The organism is Acinetobacter sp. CWB-G5, from assembly GCF_019209785.1.
GTDB classification, from domain to species: Bacteria; Pseudomonadota; Gammaproteobacteria; order Pseudomonadales; family Moraxellaceae; genus Acinetobacter; species Acinetobacter johnsonii.
This window is the reverse complement of record NZ_JAHUTF010000004.1, coordinates 22425-42337: the sequence shown is the minus strand read 5'-3', so window position 1 is coordinate 42337 and position 19913 is coordinate 22425. Positions and strand designations below refer to the sequence as shown.

Genomic DNA, 19913 nt, shown 5'->3' with positions numbered 1-19913 from the left:
ACAAGAAGGTGCAAGAAATGAGAAACCTAAACCAAGCACAATAGCGTGAGTGGTTTGAGTTTGGGTTAAAGAGTATGAATGCGCTGTTATATGCTTTGGTGGTCGTGATTTGGGGAACGACATGGATTGCGATTAGTCTGCAGCAACAAAGTGGAATATCGACCAATGTAGCCGTGTTTTGGCGCTTCTTTATTTCGGCTCTAGTGTTGTTTGCTTTTATTGTTTTGTGCCGAAAACTGCAAAAGCTGGCTGTAAAAGATCATTTATTTTGTATGTTACAAGCGTGCTGTATTTTTGGTTTTAACTTTGTTTGTTTCTATTATGCGGTGCAATATATCAGCAGTGGTTTAGAGGCAGTTATTTTTTCGATGGCGGTCATTTTTAATACCCTCAACGCCAAACTGTTCTTTGGACAACAGGTGTCTACCCGTTTTTATCCTGCGGCTGTGTTGGGTGGATTGGGGATTATTGCCTTGTTTTGGCATGATGTGGTGGGGAGTACCTTAAATAATCATACGCTGATGGGGATTGGCCTTTGTGTGTTAGGAACCTATGGTTTTTCACTGGGCAATATGATCAGTGCGCGCCATCAGAAAAACGGATTGGATATTTTTACCACCAATGCTTATGGCATGCTATATGGTTCAATCTTGATGGCATTGATTGCTGGATTTAAACAAGACGAGTTTTTCCCCGCTATGGAATTCAGTGCGGTGAGTGCTTTATTGTATTTGGCTATTTTTGGTTCAGTGATTGGCTTTACCGCCTACTTCTATTTGGTTGGACGGATTGGGGCAGGCAAGGCAGCTTATAGTACTTTGTTATTTCCGTTGGTGGCTTTGGTGATTTCGACTATCTGGGAAGGGTATCAATGGCATATGAATGCGGTGATTGGGGTGATTTTAATTTTATGTGGTAATGCAATTTTCTTTATCAAGCCGCCCAAGTTGAAATTCAGTCAAATGTTGAAGCGAAGTTAGGTGTGCGCAAGAAAATCGAAAGTGATTCTACCTTAGAAATGAAAGATTTTTGTGTTTTTCATCCTTTGTATTATGCTCATTTTAGAGGACTTCATGCAGGGCTTTATAAATGGATTTAAAAATGTTTGAATTATTCGCTTGTTACAACGTGTGGTCTACTCAAAAATTAAACCGCGTTTTAAAAAATGTCTCTGATGAAGATTTCAATGCTCAATGCGGACTTTTCTTCAAAAGTATTTCTGGAACGTTGAATCACTTGCTTGTTGGTGAGCATTATCTATGGTTTCCTCGGTTTTCATCGAAACCATCTTCTACATTGAAGTTAAATACCATCGTAGAAAGGAATAAAGATAAACTCATGTTTGAGTTAGAGAGCAGGGCTTACAACTGGATAGATTTATTAAAACATGTTGATGTGGAAAAATTTGGACATGATTTACAGTACAAAACATCAGCTGGACAAGAAATGAGTCTGCCCTATGCTGCTACATTATTGCATGTGTTTAATCATGGAACGCATCACAGAGGGCAAGTGACAGCGGCTTTAACTTCAATGGGTTATCCATTCCCAGAGATTGATATGGTATATATGTTGATAGAAGAAAATCTGCCTGTTTAAGAGAGCTGCGGTTGGTTTTGTAAAATAATGGAATCGAGCTGATACGACGCCCTCATCATGATGCTGTATTGGCTTTAAGCCGAAGTGCTTCCATCTCAATCTCAACCATTTTTTGGGAATTGTCATGTTTATTACTCAACTCAGCAAACCTCTGTCGATCTGGTGAGTCCGATAGGATAATATTACCCATTTCAATTTGAAGATTATTTTCTTCTTTCAACTTTTCACGAGCTGCTGTTACTTCAGCGCTTTTGAGTGTCACAGTATCGTATTTTTGATTCAGGTCATGAATTCGCGTAGTGGTTTGTTTAACAGCCTTCATAAGCGCATTCCTATTACCGCTGTCTATCGCATGTTTCATGTCCGTAAAAGAATCTTGCGCCTTTTGTTTGGCTGTATGAGATACGGCTCTAAGTGCAATGAGGTCATGTTTGATGTCTGCAGCATTATCTTGACTCAGATGTGAGGTGCTATGGGGTGGGGTATGAGCCGTAACATTGAGCTCAGGATCTGATTTTACCTGTTGTCGCGTGTTGTTTAATGCACCTGAATTCAGTTGAGGGTAAATCATGTGTTGTAAGGCTCTCATTTCACTGATAGAGCTTTGTTGTATGACGCTGATTTCTGCTTCAAGTGCTGTTATACGCTGCATCTGTGGTGGACTTTTAGTATTTTCTTGTGCCAGTTCGACACCAAGTAAATGGACTTGCTTAAATTTCTCACGTAACGCAGCACCTTCTTGGCTTTTGAAGTTTGTTGCATCTAGTGCAGTATTAAACGCAAGAGAATGGGTTTTCAGTTGTTCTAGCAGGGCGGGGATGGTATCGCCTTCATTATTTTGACGAGCCGCTTTAAGTGCATCTTGTGCGTTCAAAATGGCTTGAGAGTTTTTATTCGAAATCTGATCTAGGGCATCAAGATCCGCTTTAATGTCAGCTGGATTGGCTGTACTTAAGTTTGTATATGCTGTGGTTGAGTCTGACGGTGTTTGGTGCTGTTTAGATTCATTACATGCTGTCAGTGAAAATGTTGTCATTATTAGAATTGGAAGCCATTTTTTATTCATTATGAGACCAATGATTTAGAATTTAATTATATCTCTTGAGTATATTGTTTAAGTATCTGAAAAGTAAAGTCTTACTGTTTTATCTGTGTTTGGGCTATGCTTGTAAATATACATTAGTCGAATGTTTGAGAGGCTATACGATTAGGTGGTACTACACTCAGTTCAATTGTATATGCTGGAGAGTGACAAATTTGTATTTAGTGAAAAATGGTTTCACATCGTGTGCTGATTACAGTAGCAATCGCAAAATTACACTTTAAAATAGTTCAAGAGAAGAAAATAATGGAGCTTTCATTTCTTTCAATAGTTGGTTGTTTATTGATATTTGGTGGATTATTACTTCCAATTTACACAGCAAATCTATTTCCTTTATCAAAAAAAATCAAATGAGCAGTATCAAGAGATGATGAGGAAAGGTGACCGTGGGTGGATTATTGATTTTAAGATCAATCAATGGATAAGAAAAAATTGGATTTACATTCCAATTTTGGGAGTACTCTTCTTTTTGATTGGATTATTATTTTAAGTAAAGAAGTAGGTTTTCAACCTAATATATTGATAAATTATTAAATAATTTTGAAGGTGTGTGGCTTCTTCTAAACATTTATTTCGTTGAACATAGCTCTTTTAAAAACAAAAACCACCCAACTTTTCCGTTGGATGGTTTGGATCACATCAAGTTACTTTAAACTGTTGCTTGTTGTTCAGCTTGAATTGCAGTGAGTGCAATTGTAAACACAATATCATCGACCAAAGCACCACGAGACAAGTCATTTACAGGTTTGTTCAAACCTTGCAACATTGGGCCGACGCTTACCACATTAGCAGAGCGTTGTACGGCCTTATAAGTCGTGTTTCCTGTGTTTAGGTCAGGGAAAATAAACACATTGGCACGACCTGCAACTTTAGAATCAGGTGCTTTCGAGCGTCCGACACTTTCAACCGATGCTGCATCGTACTGAAGCGGCCCATCAATCAACAGATCAGGACGGCGTTCTTTCGCTATACGTGTTGCCTCAGCAACTTTTTCAACTTCAGCTCCAGCACCAGAGGTACCCGTTGAGTATGAAATCATCGCAATACGCGGGTCTAAACCAAAGGCCTTCGCTGAGTCAGCCGATTGAATCGCGATTTCAGCGAGCTCTTCGGCATTTGGGTCTGGGTTAATTGCACAGTCGCCATAGACATAGACCTCATCGGGTAACAGCATAAAGAACACGGAAGAGACCAGTGAGTACTCAGGTGCTGTTTTAATCAGTTGGAATGCTGGGCGTACAGTATTGGCTGTGGTGTGTATTGCACCTGAAACCAAACCGTCGACTTGATCGAGTGCCAACATCATGGTGCCCAGAACGACGGTGTCTTGTAGCTGTTCACGTGCTTGTAGTTCGTTCAGTTTGCCTCTACGTAGTTCCACCATTTTTTCGACATAGTTTTCACGAATCAAATCGGGGTCGATAATTTCTAAGTCATGTGGAAGCTCAATACCACGTGCTTTTGCCACTTCTACGACAGCTTCAGGTTTTGCCAATAAGATACAATGTGCAATGCCACGAGATTGGCAAATGGCCGCAGCTTGAACTGTACGTGGTTCATCACCTTCAGGGAGGACAATGCGTTTCTTCGCAGCAATCGACTTTTGGACCAATTCATGGCGGAAGGCTGAAGGCGAGAGACGAGGTTGGTACGAGCCATTCAACATTACCTTTAGCCATTCTTCATTGATATGGCTCGACACAAAACGAGTGACTTGTTCTGCGCGTTCAGTATCATCGATCGGAATTTCATTGCTAAGATTGGCTAAGCTCTGCGCCGTGTCGAACGTGCTGAGCGGTGTATGTAAAATTGGTAAGCCTTGCTTAATCGCTGCTTGGCAAAACGCAAGTACTTGCTCGTTTGGCGTATGGTGTTCAGTCAGTACCAAACCTGCCAGTGGAATGCCATTACTGCTAGCTAAGCTAGATGCCAAAAGTACATCGATACGATCTGATGCACTAATGATCAGTTCGCCTGCGACAAACTTATGTAGTTCATGCTCAATGTTTGATGCAATCAAACTGCTATGCAACACACGACGTTGGGTCGCGTCGCCTTGATTGATCCATTCCGCTTGAATGTGTGAAGCCAAGTCTGACATACGCGGTACGCTGAGCGTGTTGCTAAACGGAACCAAGCCGATTACAGGGAGTTTGTCTGATCCGAGCTTTGGATGGGATTTTTGAAGTTCAATAATAAATTTATTGGTATCGCTGATTAAACGCAGACTTGGGTCAATCGTCACTGGAATATGTGCTGAGTCATCTGGCAACCCCTTGGTACGCATCAATAACACGCCCGCAGTTCGCTCTGAACTGGCACCGCCAAAGTAGCGTAGTTGGCTATCGACTTTTTCAGCCGTCGCGCTGGGTTTATTAATGTCTGCATTACTGACAATAATAACTTTGGCATCGAGTGCTTGCGCAAGTTGTGCATTTAGCTCAGAGGCAAAAGAATCTCGGCTATTCGGGACTAAGCCTTCAACAATAATCAGGTCATGCTTACGCGCAATAGCGCGGTGCAAACGAACCGCATCTTCAAGTAGCTCATCATTTTCACCTGCACTGAGTTGTTGCAAAATGGTGTGATAGCTAATTGGTTCAACGGTTTCATTTTTCGAAACATGGTGATAGAGCGCTGTGGTACGGTCTGCACCTGTAGTCAGTTCTTGAGAAAAAGGTTTTAAAAATCCAGCCTTAACACCTTGGCATTCCAGCGCATAAACCAAACCCAGACAAGCGGATGTTAAGCCGACGCCTTCCCCAGTGGGCACAAGTAAAATCGTTTTCATATATTTATTCGTCATACAAGAATTTAAAACAGACTTGAGGGAATGTAACGACCGCTTAAGCGATCGCTACATTGTCTTCAGACTTTTTTGCAGCAGTTTGAATCACCTCATCGGCCACGGATGCAGTTTCTTTGGCAATACGGCCTTCTTCATCGGTCGGCACAACCCAAATTTGTGGACCTGTACCTGTATCAATACGACCTTCGGTACCGCGTTTTAAACTGTCATTGGCTTCTTTACTCAAGTTAAAACCAAAGTGTGGCAGGAAAGCGACTGTTTTTTCACGAATATATGCGGAGTTCTCACCAATACCACCCGTGAAGAATAAGCCATCAAGACGTGGTAGACCACAGCTCAGTGCGGCCAATGATTTTGCGAGGCGATAGCAGAACACTTCAATGGCTAAAGTCGCATCTTCATTGCCTTGTTCAGAGGCTTCAATCAAAGTACGCATGTCATTTGATAGATCAGACAGGCCGAGTAAGCCCGATTGGCTATTCAACATTTTATCAATTTTATAAATGTCCCAGCCTAGGTTGTTGGCAAGGAAACTATGTAAGCTTGGATCGACATCACCACTGCGTGTGCCCATTACGACACCTTCAAGTGGAGTTAAACCCATTGAGGTATCGACACTCTGCCCATTCCAAATTGCACAAGTAGAGCTACCATTACCCAAGTGCGCAGTTAACCAGCCCCCTTGTTTAAAGCTACCTGCCAGTTCTGAACCGCGTTCAGACACATAAGCATGGCTCGTACCATGGAAGCCATAGCGACGGACATTATGCTCAGTGTATAAAAATTTTGGCACAGCGTAGCGGTAAGCATGTGCAGGCATAGTCTGGTGGAATGCTGTATCAAATACAGCCACTTGTGGTAGCTCTGGGAATAAACGCATAGTAGCGTCAATCCCAACCAAGTGCGCAGGGTTGTGTAATGGTGCAAGTGGTGTTGCTGCACGAATGCGTTCGACAATTTCTTCTGTTAAAAGTTCAGCTTTGGTCAATGTACCGCCGTGTACTACGCGGTGACCAATGGCTTGAGGGTTATAATGTGAAAGACGTTCTAAGATGGTTTCCAATGCTTTTTCATGATCGGCATGTGGAATAGACAATTCAAGGGGTTGACCACCCGCTGTAATGCCTTTGATACGAGCGTCAGCAGAACCTAAGTTCTCAGCTAAACCGAAAATACGATCTTCACGACGTTCAGAAACGAGCGCATATTTGATTGATGAAGATCCGCAGTTAATTACTAATACTGATGTAGACACGTTTTAATACCTGATTCTAATTGAATTATCCGTCCTAGAACTGATCTTCATGCAGTACGTTCTTATGCAATCTTGATCATTTTTTATGTTGTATCATGTGTATATTTTTAGTCCAAGATAGACTTTAGGTGATTAGACTTAAGCACTATCGACCGTCTCATGAATAATAATTAAAATTTATCGGTTCATGATTTTCATTTATTCATGAAATGATGCTGAATTATTCATCAGCTTCAACGCTATAAAAATAACATGCTATCTGCTGAAAAGAGCTGAATATATTGTGGCGTTCCTGTTTATTTTTGATATGTCATTTTAGATACACGCACAATCACATACGCAATCAACGTGATCATCAAAAAAGCATGATTTCCTCTAAATTTTAAGCATTCGAGTTGAAATGGCACTGATTAGGTTGGCAAACGCCTTTATGTAAAAAAAGGGATGTAAAGTCAAAACAACAGCCGATAGGGGATCAGTAAAATACGCGTGCATCTTATGATGATCATGCTTTTGTTTTGAGAGTGCTTGCAGAGGGCGTTCAGATATAAAAAATGTTCAGCCCTTTGGAAAGAGCTGAACATAGATATTTAAAATGTGTCGGATGAGTTATTGGCGAATTTGACCATCACCAAACACGATCCATTTTTGTGAAGTCAGGCCTTCTAAGCCGACTGGGCCACGGGCATGGATTTTATCCGTTGAGATGCCAATTTCTGCACCTAAGCCATATTCAAAACCATCGGCAAAACGGGTTGACGCATTGATCATGACCGAACTCGAATCCACAGCGGCCAAGAACTCACGAGCTAGAGAGTAGTTTTCTGTAATGATCGAATCGGTATGGTGTGAGCCGTATTTATTGATATGCTCAATCGCTTCTTCCATACCAGACACCACCTTCACTGCCAAAATTGGACCAAGATATTCCGTGTACCAATCTTCTTCGGTCGCCGTTTTGACTGCCGTACCTAAAATGCGCTGAGTTTGAGCACAGCCACGCAATTCTACTTGTTTTTCAGTGTAGAGCTCAGCGACACGCGGTAAAAACTCATCTGCGACTTTTTCATCGACCAGCAAAGTTTCCATTGCATTACACACGCCGTAACGGTGAGTTTTTGCATTGAGCGCAATCGGTAGGGCTTTTTGTAGGTCAGCCTGTGCTTCAACATAAACGTGACAGTTCCCGTCCAAGTGTTTAATCACAGGGACACGGGCTTCATTGCTGATACGTTCAATCAGGCCTTTGCCTCCACGTGGAACAATTACATCGACAAATTCAGTGAGTGTAATCAGTTGCCCCACGGCTGCGCGGTCTGCGGTGTTAATCACTTGAACTGCATGTTCAGGTAAACCCGCCAGTTTTAAACCGCGTTGAATGGCTTCAGCAATGGCTTTATTTGATTCGAGGGCTTCAGAACCACCACGTAAAATAATGGCATTGCCAGATTTAAGTGCTAAAGACGCGGCTTCTAAGGTCACATTTGGGCGAGACTCGTAAATCATGCCAACCACGCCTAAAGGAACGCGCATCTTACCAAGCTGGATTCCTGACGGACGATAGGCCATATCGGTGATTTCACCGACAGGATCTTTGAGGCCAATCACATCTTTTAAGCCTTGCAACATGCCTTTAAAGCGTGCGGGAGACAGTTCTAAGCGATCAAGTAAAGCACTGTCTAAGTTGTTGCTGTGCGCTTTGTTCATATCTGCTTGGTTTGCCGCTAAAATAGTGGGCTCACTGTTGACTAAAGCAGTATAAATAGCTGACAACGCATTGTTTTTAGTTTCGGTAGAAGCACGCGCCAAAATACGAGAAGCTTGACGTGCTTGCTGTCCTACCGTTTGCATATATTGTTCAATCGACTCTTGCATAGCGGTTTGATCACTTAGAAATTTCACAGAAGATAGTAACAGCCTAACACTCGACCGCATAGTCTCTACATGAAAAATCCAGTGTATAGGCGGACTTATACATATTTTGAAATTGTTTTTTATCTAAAACATGATGAGCGGTTACACAATCTGTTGCGTGTAAAACAGTGCTCTGTATAGAATGAATTTTAGGACATGAAGTCCTTGCATAATTATTACAACACTGAACACCCTGTTGTCGTTGACAGGCGTGATCGTGCATTTCTTGCAAAACAAAAAGTACAGGCAAGAGTAGAGGGAAGGAACATGAATTCTATGATTCAAAGGGATGCCGAGCTGGATGACGCGAATTTACGCTTAGGTTTTTTTGATGTTTACCATCGTAACAGCTTTAAAGAACCTGCACGAACCACATGGATTGAGGGTTGGAAAGTCGAATACATGGCGATTGCTCGGCCAGATTCATTCCATCGTACGCCTATCGTGATTATCGGTGGGGCATTTCAAAACTTTAATTCCTACAAATATTGCGTTGAGCAACTGCTCGATGCCGGTCCGATTATCCTGATTGATCTGCCTTCAATGGGTGCCAATCAACAAATTCGTAATATCGATACAGGTTTGTCTGCGGGCACGTTAGAACTGGGTGATCTCGCGAAAATGCTCGGCGTTTGGTTAGATATTGAAGGATTAGACAAAGTTTCAGTGATGGGCATGTCACTGGGCTCAGTGGTGGCGTCTTGTCTGGCCGATCAACGACCGGAGCTCATTGACCGTATGATTTTAATGGGTGTGATGCAAAAGACCCGCAAAAGCTGGCGGATGTTGCTAGAAGAGTCGTTACACTTAATGCGTGAACAACGCATGGATGAGTTTGGTCAGGCCGTGATTTTGTATTTGGTCAATCATGCCAAAATGGATAAAACCAAAATGTCACCCACAGCCAAGCGTTTGTTCTTCAGACAGATGGCGGAGTTTACCGCAACAGAACAAGAGCGCTATGAAATCAACTGTAATCGTTTGCTTCGCCTCACCGATGTGCCGATTCCACAGTGTAAAGTCTTGGTGGCCTGTGGCCAATATGACAGTTTTACCTTGCCACATGAAAATGCTAACTTTGCATTGCAATGTCCTGACATGGAGTATGCGCAAATTGCCAATGCAGACCATGTGCCACAGCTACAACGTCGTAAAGAAACCATGCACCTGTTTGCGACGTTTTTGAAGGATGAATCCATTCAGCACTTAGACGGGATTATCCCCTTTAGTCGGGCACAAATGCTGGATATGGAGCGCCGCGGTGAAGAGCGGGTTCAGATTCAACACCCTGAAACCTTCTTAAGTTATCGTCATTCGGATTTGGTGATTGCGACAGAAGTGGTGGATTTGAACTACTTTGGGGTACTTTTACGCTTTGAGTCAGACTTGGTTGCTGTCGCGGCTGAATATCCACGTGATTTGGCTTTACACTTGAGTGATGAAGAAGGCGAGTTTCAGATTGAATGTTTAATTTTTGCGGAAGATGGGCCGTATATTCGTGCCTTATTTAAACATGGCAGTTTTGAACTCGCGGAGCGACTGCTTCGCTTTGTGGGGCATCAGAAACAAGAACAGACGTTGCTCGAAGCCGTAAGTTAAGTGAAATTCAAAAATAAAAAAACAGCGTTTCATCGCTGTTTTTTTATGGGGACTAAGTTTATTGCTCGGGTTGATTGGGCTTTTGCCATTGGCTATGTATCAACCAGACCAAGTCGCCTAAGTGGTCCTGCTGATCTAAGTTTGAAGTGTCGGACTGAGTGCTATTGAAAGCTAAAGTGGGTTGGTGAACGGTAACAGTGTTGAAGCCTACTTGTTTGAAAAATTGAGCCGCTTCAGGCGGACTGACAAAGTGAAAGCCAAAGGCGCTACGGGACATCCATTTTAAAAGCTTGCTACTGCTCCAGATAAAATTAGCCAGTTTATTTTTCACAGGTTCAGGGTAGAGGTCGGTCAGATAATATAACTGATCAAACTGCTGTCCGTATTGGACAATGCCTTGTAGCAGTTGAGCGAGCATGTCTTTGCTAAAGTAGTTGATCAGACCTTCACTCACCACCACCAAAGGGCGGTTTGGGTCAAACACCTCAAAGGCACGGGCAAAATCCGCGCTAAATAAGTCGGCGGAGAGAACCGCTGGGCTGGTCTGATCGATCTGTTTTAAGGCCTGAGTTTTGATTTTCGCCATGTCAGGTAAGTCGAGTTCACGATAGTCAATCTCAGGATACTGTTGGCGAAAGCTCCAGCCGCGTGGGGATAGGCCACTGGCAATTTCTAAAACTTGTAAATTTGGGTACTGTTGGATCAGTGCGCTGAGGTGATCATCAATCATTTGATGACGCTGTTTTAAGGTGGTACGCATGCTGCCACCGACGTGTTTCTCAGCCCAACTTTCGAGTGGATGTACAAGTTTGGCCAGCAACTTCCCTTTGCGGGTGGCAAATACAGGATGAGAGATGCCCATGCTATACCAAATATAGCCTGTATAGTGTGCAGTAAAAGAGATATGGCGATGAGCCGATAAAACATCTGTCATGGTATCCGTACCCGATATTTTGTTGTTTTAGCGTTGTTGTTTGGGCAATGCAGAGCAAGCCTGTTGATTTATTTTGAGTTTATCATAATGAAAAAAGGACATCTTGTGATGTCCCTTTGTCCGAAATGTCGCGGTTGAAATGGTCAAAGATGAAGTGCTTAACTTAATCTAAACAGTTCCACTTGGTCGCGTACTTTGGCCCAATCTTCACCTAAATGCAGCGTCGATTGGACGTTGACGTTTGGAATCTGACCACGCATGCGTTCTAAGCGAGCTTGGTTTGGCAGCGCCAGTTGGCTAATCCCTTCCAAAGCCACACATGCGGCTGCTCGGTCATTACACACCAACCCCATGTCACAGCCTGCATGGAGTGCGGCTTGAATGCGTGCATCTGCACCGCCTGCAACACATGCGGCTTGCATGCTTAAATCATCTGAGAATAAGACACCATCAAAGCCCAGTTGCTGACGTAGAACGGTTTGAATCCAATACGGTGAAAAACCTGCTGGGTTTGGATCGACTTGGTTATAAATCACATGCGCAGGCATGAGCGCATCTAACTGCGGCATCAGTTTGATAAAAGTCTGCATATCTTTGGCATAGATTTCATCATACGTGCGTGAGTCGATGGCTGCTGCGACATGTGAGTCTGCTTGGACTGAACCATGGCCAGGAAAATGTTTGCCTGTCGATGCCATGCCTGCGGCTTTCATCCCTTTTAGGAATGCACTGGCCAGCGGTACGATGTCTTGAATATTTTTGGCAAAGCCGCGGTCACCAATCACATCACTGATGTCATTGAGATCGAGCACAGGGGCAAAGCTAAAGTCGATACCGACGGCAAGAACTTCTGTCGCCATCAACCAGCCAGATTGTTCTGCCAAGCTTAAGGCTTTTTCAGGTTCGCTTAAGAATAGCTCGCCAAACTTACCCATTGCTGGAAGTAAGCTAAAGCCCTGTTTTAAGCGTTGAACGCGTCCGCCTTCTTGATCGACAGCAATCAAAATATCAGGACGAATTCGGCGCATGTGGTCGGTGAGGGCGCGAACTTGTGCAGGAGACTCAATATTTCGTCCAAATAAAATCATGCCACCGACTTGCGGTGCTTGTAATAGTGCAATATCTTCTTGAGTAAGTTCTGTGCCTGCGATGTCGAGCATCAATGCGCCAATCATATTGGGTGTCCGTATTTGATTTTTTGGTCAGTGACTGTTTTGGCTCTGAAATGAGAGCGAAACAGGTCGTCGAAAACAATACCCGAATTTTGCAATGATTTGCTACATTTTGTCAGCACAGATTATGATAAAACTACACGACATAAACAGATTAAGTTGTTTAAGATTTTGAATATTCTCAATTCATGTCGAAAAATGACATTGTAATTTTGGTCAAAAACCAAGGAACTAAGAATTATTTATGAAACTTCAAACCATTGCTTGTGCGGTTGCAATTGCAACGGGTGGATTCTTTTTCACCCATGCCATTAATGAAGCCATTGCAGCGACTGAAACTACCGCTGTAACCAAACAAGCTATTGTTCCGTCGCAGGAGCAGGCTTTGGTGTCTCGTCAACTGGCGACCTTGGTTGACCGTCAACATTATCTCAATCAACGTTTAGATGCGAAAACATCGGCGCGTATTCTCGATTTCTATCTGGACAGTTTAGATCCAGACCATTCGCTGTTTCTTGCCTCTGAAGTAGAGAGTTATAAGCGTAAATATGGCTCAAACTTAGGTGCTGCTTTAAAAGCAGGTGACTTAAGTGGACCGTATGCGATTCATGCACAGTATCGTGATCGTTTGACCCAGTTTTATACGTATATGCTGGATGAGCTGAAAAAGCCGCAGAATTTAAAACAAGCCAACGTTTATATCGAAACGGATCGTGAAAAGGCACCGTATTTTGCCAATGAAGCTGCGCAGCGTCAGCATTGGAACAAAATGTTGGTTTCGCAGCTGATTAATTTGACCATCAGCAAAGAAGAAGAGTTGGCGAAGCAAAAAGCGCTTAAAGCCAACCCCGAATTGGCCAATGGACAAGACCTCACTAGCTCGGAAGATTTAACTCCAGTACAGACTTTAACCAAGCGTTATACGCGCCAATTAGAACGTATTTCACGGGTGAAAAGCGATGATGTGTTAGACAAAACACTCAATGCAATGACGCTTACATATGATCCACACAGTAACTATTTCCCGCCTGTCGATGCAATGGAATTGAACCGTCAGACGACTTTGCAACTTGAAGGGATTGGGGTGTCAATTCGACCTGAACGGGGCAATGAAGACTACACCAAAATCGAAACCATTGTGGAAGGTGGTCCTGCAAGCAAGTCTGGACAGGTGAAGTCGGGTGACCGCATCATTGGTGTGGCACAAGATGGCGAAAAAATGGTGGATGTCATCGGTTGGCCGAGCAATGAAATTGTGGGCTTAATCCGTGGTAAACGTGGTACCAAAGTCACCATACGGTTACTCGGCTCGGGTGCGTCGATGAGCCAAGCGCGTAATGTGACCATTACCCGTGACGTCATTCAAGAAGAAGATGCAGGAGTACGTTCACGTACCGTGAATGTAACGCGTGATGGACAACAATACACCTTTGGTGTGATTGAAATTCCGTCTTTCTATTTGAACTATCGTGCACGTCGTGCGGGCACAGAATATCGTTCTGTATCTGAAGATACCAACAATGCGCTGAAAACTTTAGCGGCCAAGAATGTATCAGGGATTATTATCGACTTACGTAATAACCCAGGGGGATCACTTGAAGAAGTGGCGCGTATGCTTGGACAGGTGATTAAGTCAGGTCCTGTGGTGCAAATTCGAGATGGTAACGGCAATGTGAGCGTTTTCGAAGACGATGACAATGGTGCGCAAACCTATGCGGGTCCGCTGGCAGTGATGGTGAATTTAGCATCTGCGTCTGCAAGTGAAATTTATTCTGCTGCGATTCAAGACTATGAACGTGGCATTGTGATTGGTAGCACCACCACAGGTAAAGGAACGGCACAAGTTCAGCTCGATAACTTGGCGCATGGTCAAGCGACACTAACGCAACGTAAGTTTTACCGTGTAACGGGTGGCAGTACGCAAAACAAAGGCGTAATTCCAGACGTGAAATTGGTAGACATTTACAATGAAGAGTTTGGTGAGCGTAAAGCGAAAAATGCGCTTGAGTGGGACACTATTCCAACCGCACCATTTAAACGTGAAGGCAGTATTGCACCGTATGTAAAACGTTTAGGTGAGCTGTCGCAAGCACGTGTTAGAGTCGACCCGCAGTTTAACTATCTTGAACAGCGTAAAGACATCTCGAAAAAGACCGAAGATCAAAAACGTGTGGTTTTAGATATTGATCAACGTAAAGCTGAATTGTTGGCACTGGAAAAGCAGACTTTAGATTCGGAAAATAAGCGCCGTCAGATTGCAGGACAAAAGCCTTATGCAAACTGGGAAAGCTATCAAGCTTCTATGGAAGCTTTGGTTGAAGCACGCGCTAAAATGAAAGCGAATCAGCGTCCTGCATTGCCTGAAGAGGAAGCTTTTGTGACTGAATCTGCAAATGTCTTATTAGATTATGCCAAGTTGCAAAAAGGCACTGCAAAATAGTTTAATCTCAGACGCAATGTATTAAAAAGCCAGTTTCGACTGGCTTTTTATTTAAATTGTGATTTGAAACACAAATGCAGGTTTGGCTGGTTACCAAACCGATCTTCAAGGTAAAATAAATCTATAAATTCTAATAAGATTTCTATGTTTTTTTCTTGACCTGAACCTGTTTGTATAAGATTCTTAATCGGGTAGCAATGCTTTTCGCCTTTGATAAAAAGGATATATAAATGAAGAAAAAGAGCAATTAATACGGACACTTTATATGATGCATGTGCATTACGATTTTAGTTTGGTATTAGGTTCAATTGTTGTGGCATTGTTGGCGTGTTTTTTTGCAGTGTCGACCGAACGCTTATTATTTCGTGCTTGGCGTAAAAAATTTCAAACAGGGTTAATTTTACTCAGTAGTTTTTTCTTAGGCTGTGCCATTTGGGCCATGCATTTTGTGGGCATGTTGGCTTGTGATTTGCCGACGCATAGTTATTTTGACCCTGCACTGACGATTCTTTCTTTTTTTATTGCTTTTATTGCATCTGTTTTTTCAATTTGGTTGACCACGCGTCAGACCTTACCTTTTTTAAGATTGGTCTTAGGCTCTATTCTGATGGGGCTTGGTATTTCAGGCATGCATTATACTGGCATGATGGGGCTGATCATTGAGGGCTATCAGAGTGTCTACGACCCTTTACTGACAGTTTTCTCTATTTTACTTGCCATCAGTGGCTCGGGTTTAACCTTTTGGCTGATCTTTAAATATAAAAGTGCGGTCAGCAAGAAACTGTTGTACCAATGGTATGTTGCAGGGATGATGGCCTTGACCATCGTGAGTATGCATTATACCGGCATGCTTGCAGTCTCGTTCTATCCAACCCATAGTGACAAGCTGGTCATGACCCTTGAAGCAGGGCAAAGCATTGTTTTATTTGTTGTTATCTTTATTACCTGTTTGATTTTGGTGGCAGCATTTGTTGTTGCGGTACTGGAGCAGCGCTTAGAAGAGCGCAATATTCAACTTTCTCTAGCCAATAAAGAGTTGGCAAATCAGGCTGTACAGGACAATTTAACCAAGCTGCCCAATCGATTGTATTTGGCGGAATACGCCCATTTTTTGTTTACAGATCAGCGCTTCCGCAATCAAAGCATCGCCTTTTTATATATCGATTTAGACCGCTTTAAAGCCGTGAATGATGTTTTTGGGCATCATGTTGGGGATCAGTTATTGGTTCAACTGACCACTCGGATTCATCGCCACTTAAGCAAAAATGAAAAAATTCTCAGAATTGGTGGGGACGAGTTTCTGATGGTGTTGGAGCAGGCCACTCCTGAGCAAGCGTGCCAAATGGCGGAGCACGTGCTGGAGTTGATTCAAGATAGCTTTTTGATTGCGGGTAAAGAAATTAATGTGTCTGCGAGTATTGGTATTGCGATGTATCCTGAACATGGTAGTAATTTGCAGGATTTACTGATTAATGCCGATGCAGCGATGCTGACCTCAAAATATCAGGGAAGAAATACCTATTCTATTTTTAACTACAGTTTTGACCAACAAGAAGCGAAAAGCCAAACTAAGCTAATCAATGACTTATATAAAGCCGTAGAAGAACAACAGTTTGTTTTGTATTACCAGCCTAAATTCACCATCCAAGATCAGCGGATTTGTGGAGTCGAGGCGCTGATTCGCTGGAAGCATCCGACTTTAGGTTTGCTGACCCCCAATATGTTTATTAAAGGCGCGGAGAAAACGGGGCTGATCATCCAAATGGGGTATTGGGCTTTGGAGCAAGCGTGTAAGCAACTACAAATCTGGGAACGAGAGAAAATTGAACTGTATCCAATTGCTGTGAATTTATCGGCGGTGCAGTTTGAGCATAAGCATTTATTTAATAATCTTGAGCATCTTTTTGATAAATACAAAGTAAACCCAAATCATTTAATTATTGAAATCACTGAAAGTACGGCCATGCACCATATCGAAGGCAGCATTCGTACCTTACAGCGGTTACGTGAAATGGGGATTCGTTTGGCAATTGATGACTTTGGGACAGGCCATTCCAGCTTTTTATATTTAAAAAATCTTCCTGTAGATGAGTTGAAGATTGATCGCGGTTTTATTCATGAGCTGACCGTTGGCTCAAAAGATGAAATGATCTTAGAAAGTATTGTTCATCTGGCGATTCGCTTGGGTTTGGTCGTGACAGCAGAAGGTGTAGAAAGTCCTCTGCAAATGGAAATTTTATCACGGTTAGGCTGTCAGCAATTACAAGGCTATTTGTTGGGTATGCCTATGGATGTTAAGCGCTTGGAAGAGTTTGAGTACACATCGTCAACTTATTTCAATTAAGCGATATCTACAATTTGTACCGATGGCTGGTCGCTTTTATGGTGACGTACTTCAGTTGAGAGTCTAATAAAAAATAAGCAGTGTTCGCAAAGCCTCTATCTAGAGATATCGGCTTTTTATGTATTCTTTAGAACCTATTGGTTTTAGTGTCCTGCTGTCCCGTATACCAAATTGTTCAATAAAATCAATTCAATCAGTTCAAAACATTGGGAACAATTTGGAATTAAATAATTATGGTTAGAGTCGTGACTAAGGTTGGTGATGTTTTTTCTGTAAAGTTGGATAATGAGGTGAAAAAATATTTCCAGCTTATTGCTTTTGATTTAACCCAATTAAATAGTGATGTGATCAGAGCATTTAAAAAAGTGTACCCGATCCATGCAACTCCTACGTTATTGGATATCGTTAATGATGATGTCGATTTTTATGCGCATTGCGTCACTAAGTTTGGCATAAGAATGCATCTTTGGGATAAAGTTGGAAACATATCTGATGTGGGTGAACTTTCTAAAATTTTATTTAGAGGTACAAATGATTATGGCGCCAAAGTAGGAGGAGAAAATATAAAAGTATCTCACAATTGGTTTGTATGGCACATTAATGACGATGAATTTACTTATGTTGGAAATCTAGAGGGAGAAAACCGTAAAGCAGAAATAGGTGTGGTTATGCCCCCTTTGGCTATAGTAGAACGTATAAAAACAGGGAAATATAATTTTGTATATCCAGAGTTTGAATGAAGTTTATAAAATGACCTCAGATTAGGCTTAAACAAGATAAAATAATGCCTGATGTATGGGTAACGGAAGTTTTGCTTCGAGTTGTCATTGGGTACAGCGTGATTAAGTGTAAGTTCAGATCGGATCAAACAATGTTTCTGTACATCTAAGTTATAGCTGATAGCATTTAGTTTTCTATTCTTACCCGCTACCAGAGCTAAAAAGCATTCGAATTGACGACGAATGCGATGTACTAAGCTGATGGGTTAAGGGAAAATTATCAATAAAATCTCATTCATAAATCTGCTACAATTGCGCCAATTTTAAGTTATCACTTTACGGGTTGGATACACATCCATAAGTTGTGTACAACACCGTGTACCTATTGAAGATTTCTCTTATGTTTAAAGATCAATTGGCGAAAGAAGTCGCGGCTCGTAGGACTTTTGCGATTATTTCCCACCCCGATGCTGGTAAAACCACCATGACAGAAAAATTGCTGTTGTGGGGACAAGCTATTCAGATTGCTGGTATGGTGAAAAGCCGTAAATCGGACCGTGCAGCCACTTCGGACTGGATGGAAATGGAAAAAGAACGTGGTATTTCGATCACCACCTCTGTGATGCAGTTTCCATTTAAAGACAAGATGATCAACCTACTCGATACGCCGGGACATGAAGACTTCTCTGAAGATACGTATCGTACCTTAACGGCGGTCGATTCAGCTTTGATGGTGATCGATGGTGCAAAAGGTGTCGAAGATCGTACTGTGAAACTGATGGAAGTGTGTCGTATGCGTGACACACCGATCATTTCGTTTGTGAACAAAATGGACCGTGAAATCCGTGAGCCTTTAGAGCTGTTGGATGAAATTGAAAACGTTCTCAAAATCAAATGTGTGCCGATCACTTGGCCGCTTGGTACAGGTCGTGACTTCGCTGGGGTGTTTAACCTGATCGAAGAAAAGTTTTATGTGTATAAAGCAGGTTTTGGTTCAACCATTACCGAAATCGAAGTCCGTGATGGTTATGACTATCCAGACTTACGTGAAAAAGTCGGGGAGTTGGCTTGGGCGGCATTTGAAGAGTCTCTAGAGTTGGTGCAAATGGCCAATGAGCCTTTAGACCGCATAGAGTTCCTTGCGGGTCGTCAAACGCCTGTATTGTTTGGTACAGCATTAGGTAACTTTGGTGTAGACCATGTGTTAGATGCATTTAGCAACTATGCGCCTGAACCTAAAGCACACCCAACAGAAAATCGTTTGGTTGAAGCAACTGAAGAAGGTTTTACTGGCTTTGTCTTTAAAATTCAAGCCAATATGGACCCGAAACACCGTGACCGTATTGCCTTTATGCGTATTTGTTCAGGCAAATATGAAAAAGGTTTGAAAATGAAGCATGTGCGTCTAGATAAAGATGTGCGTATTAGTGATGCTTTGACTTTCTTAGCCGGTGATCGTCAGCATTTAGAAGAAGCATGGCCGGGCGACATTATTGGTTTACATAACCACGGTACGATTCAAATTGGTGATACCTTTACCTCAGGTGAAAAATTGCAATTTACGGGTATTCCGCACTTCGCCCCTGAAATGTTCCGCCGTGTACGTTTGAAAGATCCATTGAAATCGAAGCAGTTACAAAAAGGCTTAAAAGAACTTTCAGAAGAAGGTGCAACACAGGTCTTCATGCCGCAAAATAGCAATGACTTGATTGTCGGTGCGGTAGGTGTGCTTCAGTTTGAAGTGGTGGCATACCGTTTGAAAGAAGAATACAAAGTCGACTGCGTCTACGAGCCTGTGAGTATTAACACTGTGCGCTGGGTGTCATGTGATGATGACAAAAAATTCAATGAATTTAAGAAAAAAGCACATGACCAACTATCGGTAGATGGCGGTGGTCACTTGACCTACTTGGCACCGAGTCGTGTGAACTTACAATTGATGCAAGAGCGCTATCCAGACATCGTGTTCCGTAATACCCGTGAACACTAATCGGGATTTTAAAAAATAAAACAGCTTCTTCGTGAA

Annotated in this window: 13 protein-coding genes; 7 read left to right on the top strand and 6 right to left on the bottom strand. The window is 42.5% G+C overall.

Annotated features, from left to right (window positions below; genetic code table 11):
* Positions 1 to 74: 74 nt before the first annotated feature.
* Entirely contained in the window at positions 75 to 980 is a 906-nt protein-coding gene (locus KVY11_RS08890; RefSeq protein ID WP_218288709.1) for a DMT family transporter, read from the top strand.
* Positions 981 to 1089: 109 nt separating this feature from the next.
* Positions 1090 to 1599, top strand: a complete 510-nt coding sequence (locus tag KVY11_RS08885) for a DinB family protein (RefSeq protein WP_218288708.1) — start codon at positions 1090 to 1092, stop codon at positions 1597 to 1599.
* 55 nt (positions 1600 to 1654) lie between these two features.
* Here the strand turns inward: KVY11_RS08885 and KVY11_RS08880 are convergent, their stop codons facing one another.
* From KVY11_RS08880 to KVY11_RS08865, 4 genes are all read right to left on the bottom strand, one after another.
* Positions 1655 to 2665 carry a hypothetical protein gene (locus KVY11_RS08880; protein WP_218288707.1) on the bottom strand — a complete coding sequence of 337 codons (1011 nt, stop codon included), beginning with the start codon at positions 2663 to 2665 and terminating at the stop codon, positions 1655 to 1657.
* A gap of 685 nt (positions 2666 to 3350) precedes the next feature.
* A complete protein-coding gene (gene pta, locus KVY11_RS08875) occupies positions 3351 to 5492 on the bottom strand; it encodes a phosphate acetyltransferase (RefSeq protein ID WP_218288706.1) in 2142 nt (713 codons plus the stop codon).
* Positions 5493 to 5547: 55 nt separating this feature from the next.
* Positions 5548 to 6765, bottom strand: a complete 1218-nt coding sequence (locus KVY11_RS08870; protein ID WP_004979078.1) for an acetate/propionate family kinase — start codon at positions 6763 to 6765, stop codon at positions 5548 to 5550.
* Between the two features lie 609 nt (positions 6766 to 7374).
* The gene (locus tag KVY11_RS08865) at positions 7375 to 8640 is read right to left on the bottom strand and encodes a glutamate-5-semialdehyde dehydrogenase (protein WP_218288814.1); all 1266 of its coding nucleotides are present in this window, start codon (positions 8638 to 8640) and stop codon (positions 7375 to 7377) included.
* 306 nt (positions 8641 to 8946) lie between these two features.
* Between KVY11_RS08865 and KVY11_RS08860 the strand changes: the two genes are divergently transcribed.
* Positions 8947 to 10278 (top strand): alpha/beta fold hydrolase, encoded by a 1332-nt coding sequence (locus KVY11_RS08860; RefSeq protein WP_218288705.1) that lies wholly within the window; start codon positions 8947 to 8949, stop codon positions 10276 to 10278.
* 58 nt (positions 10279 to 10336) lie between these two features.
* Here KVY11_RS08860 and KVY11_RS08855 read toward each other — a convergent pair whose 3' ends face one another.
* Positions 10337 to 11212, bottom strand: coding sequence for a class I SAM-dependent methyltransferase (locus KVY11_RS08855; RefSeq protein WP_218288704.1), 876 nt, complete (start codon positions 11210 to 11212; stop codon positions 10337 to 10339).
* Positions 11213 to 11370: 158 nt separating this feature from the next.
* Entirely contained in the window at positions 11371 to 12387 is a 1017-nt protein-coding gene (nagZ, locus tag KVY11_RS08850) for a beta-N-acetylhexosaminidase (RefSeq protein ID WP_010325905.1), read from the bottom strand.
* 241 nt (positions 12388 to 12628) lie between these two features.
* Between nagZ and KVY11_RS08845 the strand changes: the two genes are divergently transcribed.
* The 4 genes from KVY11_RS08845 to KVY11_RS08830 all read left to right on the top strand — a co-directional run bounded on the left by KVY11_RS08845 (position 12629) and on the right by KVY11_RS08830 (position 19877).
* Positions 12629 to 14824, top strand: a complete 2196-nt coding sequence (locus KVY11_RS08845) for a carboxy terminal-processing peptidase (RefSeq protein ID WP_218288703.1) — start codon at positions 12629 to 12631, stop codon at positions 14822 to 14824.
* Between the two features lie 265 nt (positions 14825 to 15089).
* On the top strand, positions 15090 to 17168 hold the full coding sequence (locus tag KVY11_RS08840) for an EAL domain-containing protein (protein WP_218288702.1): 2079 nt from the start codon (positions 15090 to 15092) through the stop codon (positions 17166 to 17168).
* Between the two features lie 233 nt (positions 17169 to 17401).
* A complete protein-coding gene (locus KVY11_RS08835) occupies positions 17402 to 17908 on the top strand; it encodes a hypothetical protein (protein WP_218288701.1) in 507 nt (168 codons plus the stop codon).
* A 379-nt stretch (positions 17909 to 18287) separates the two neighbouring features.
* On the top strand, positions 18288 to 19877 hold the full coding sequence (locus KVY11_RS08830; protein WP_218288700.1) for a peptide chain release factor 3: 1590 nt from the start codon (positions 18288 to 18290) through the stop codon (positions 19875 to 19877).
* Positions 19878 to 19913 lie beyond the last annotated feature (36 nt).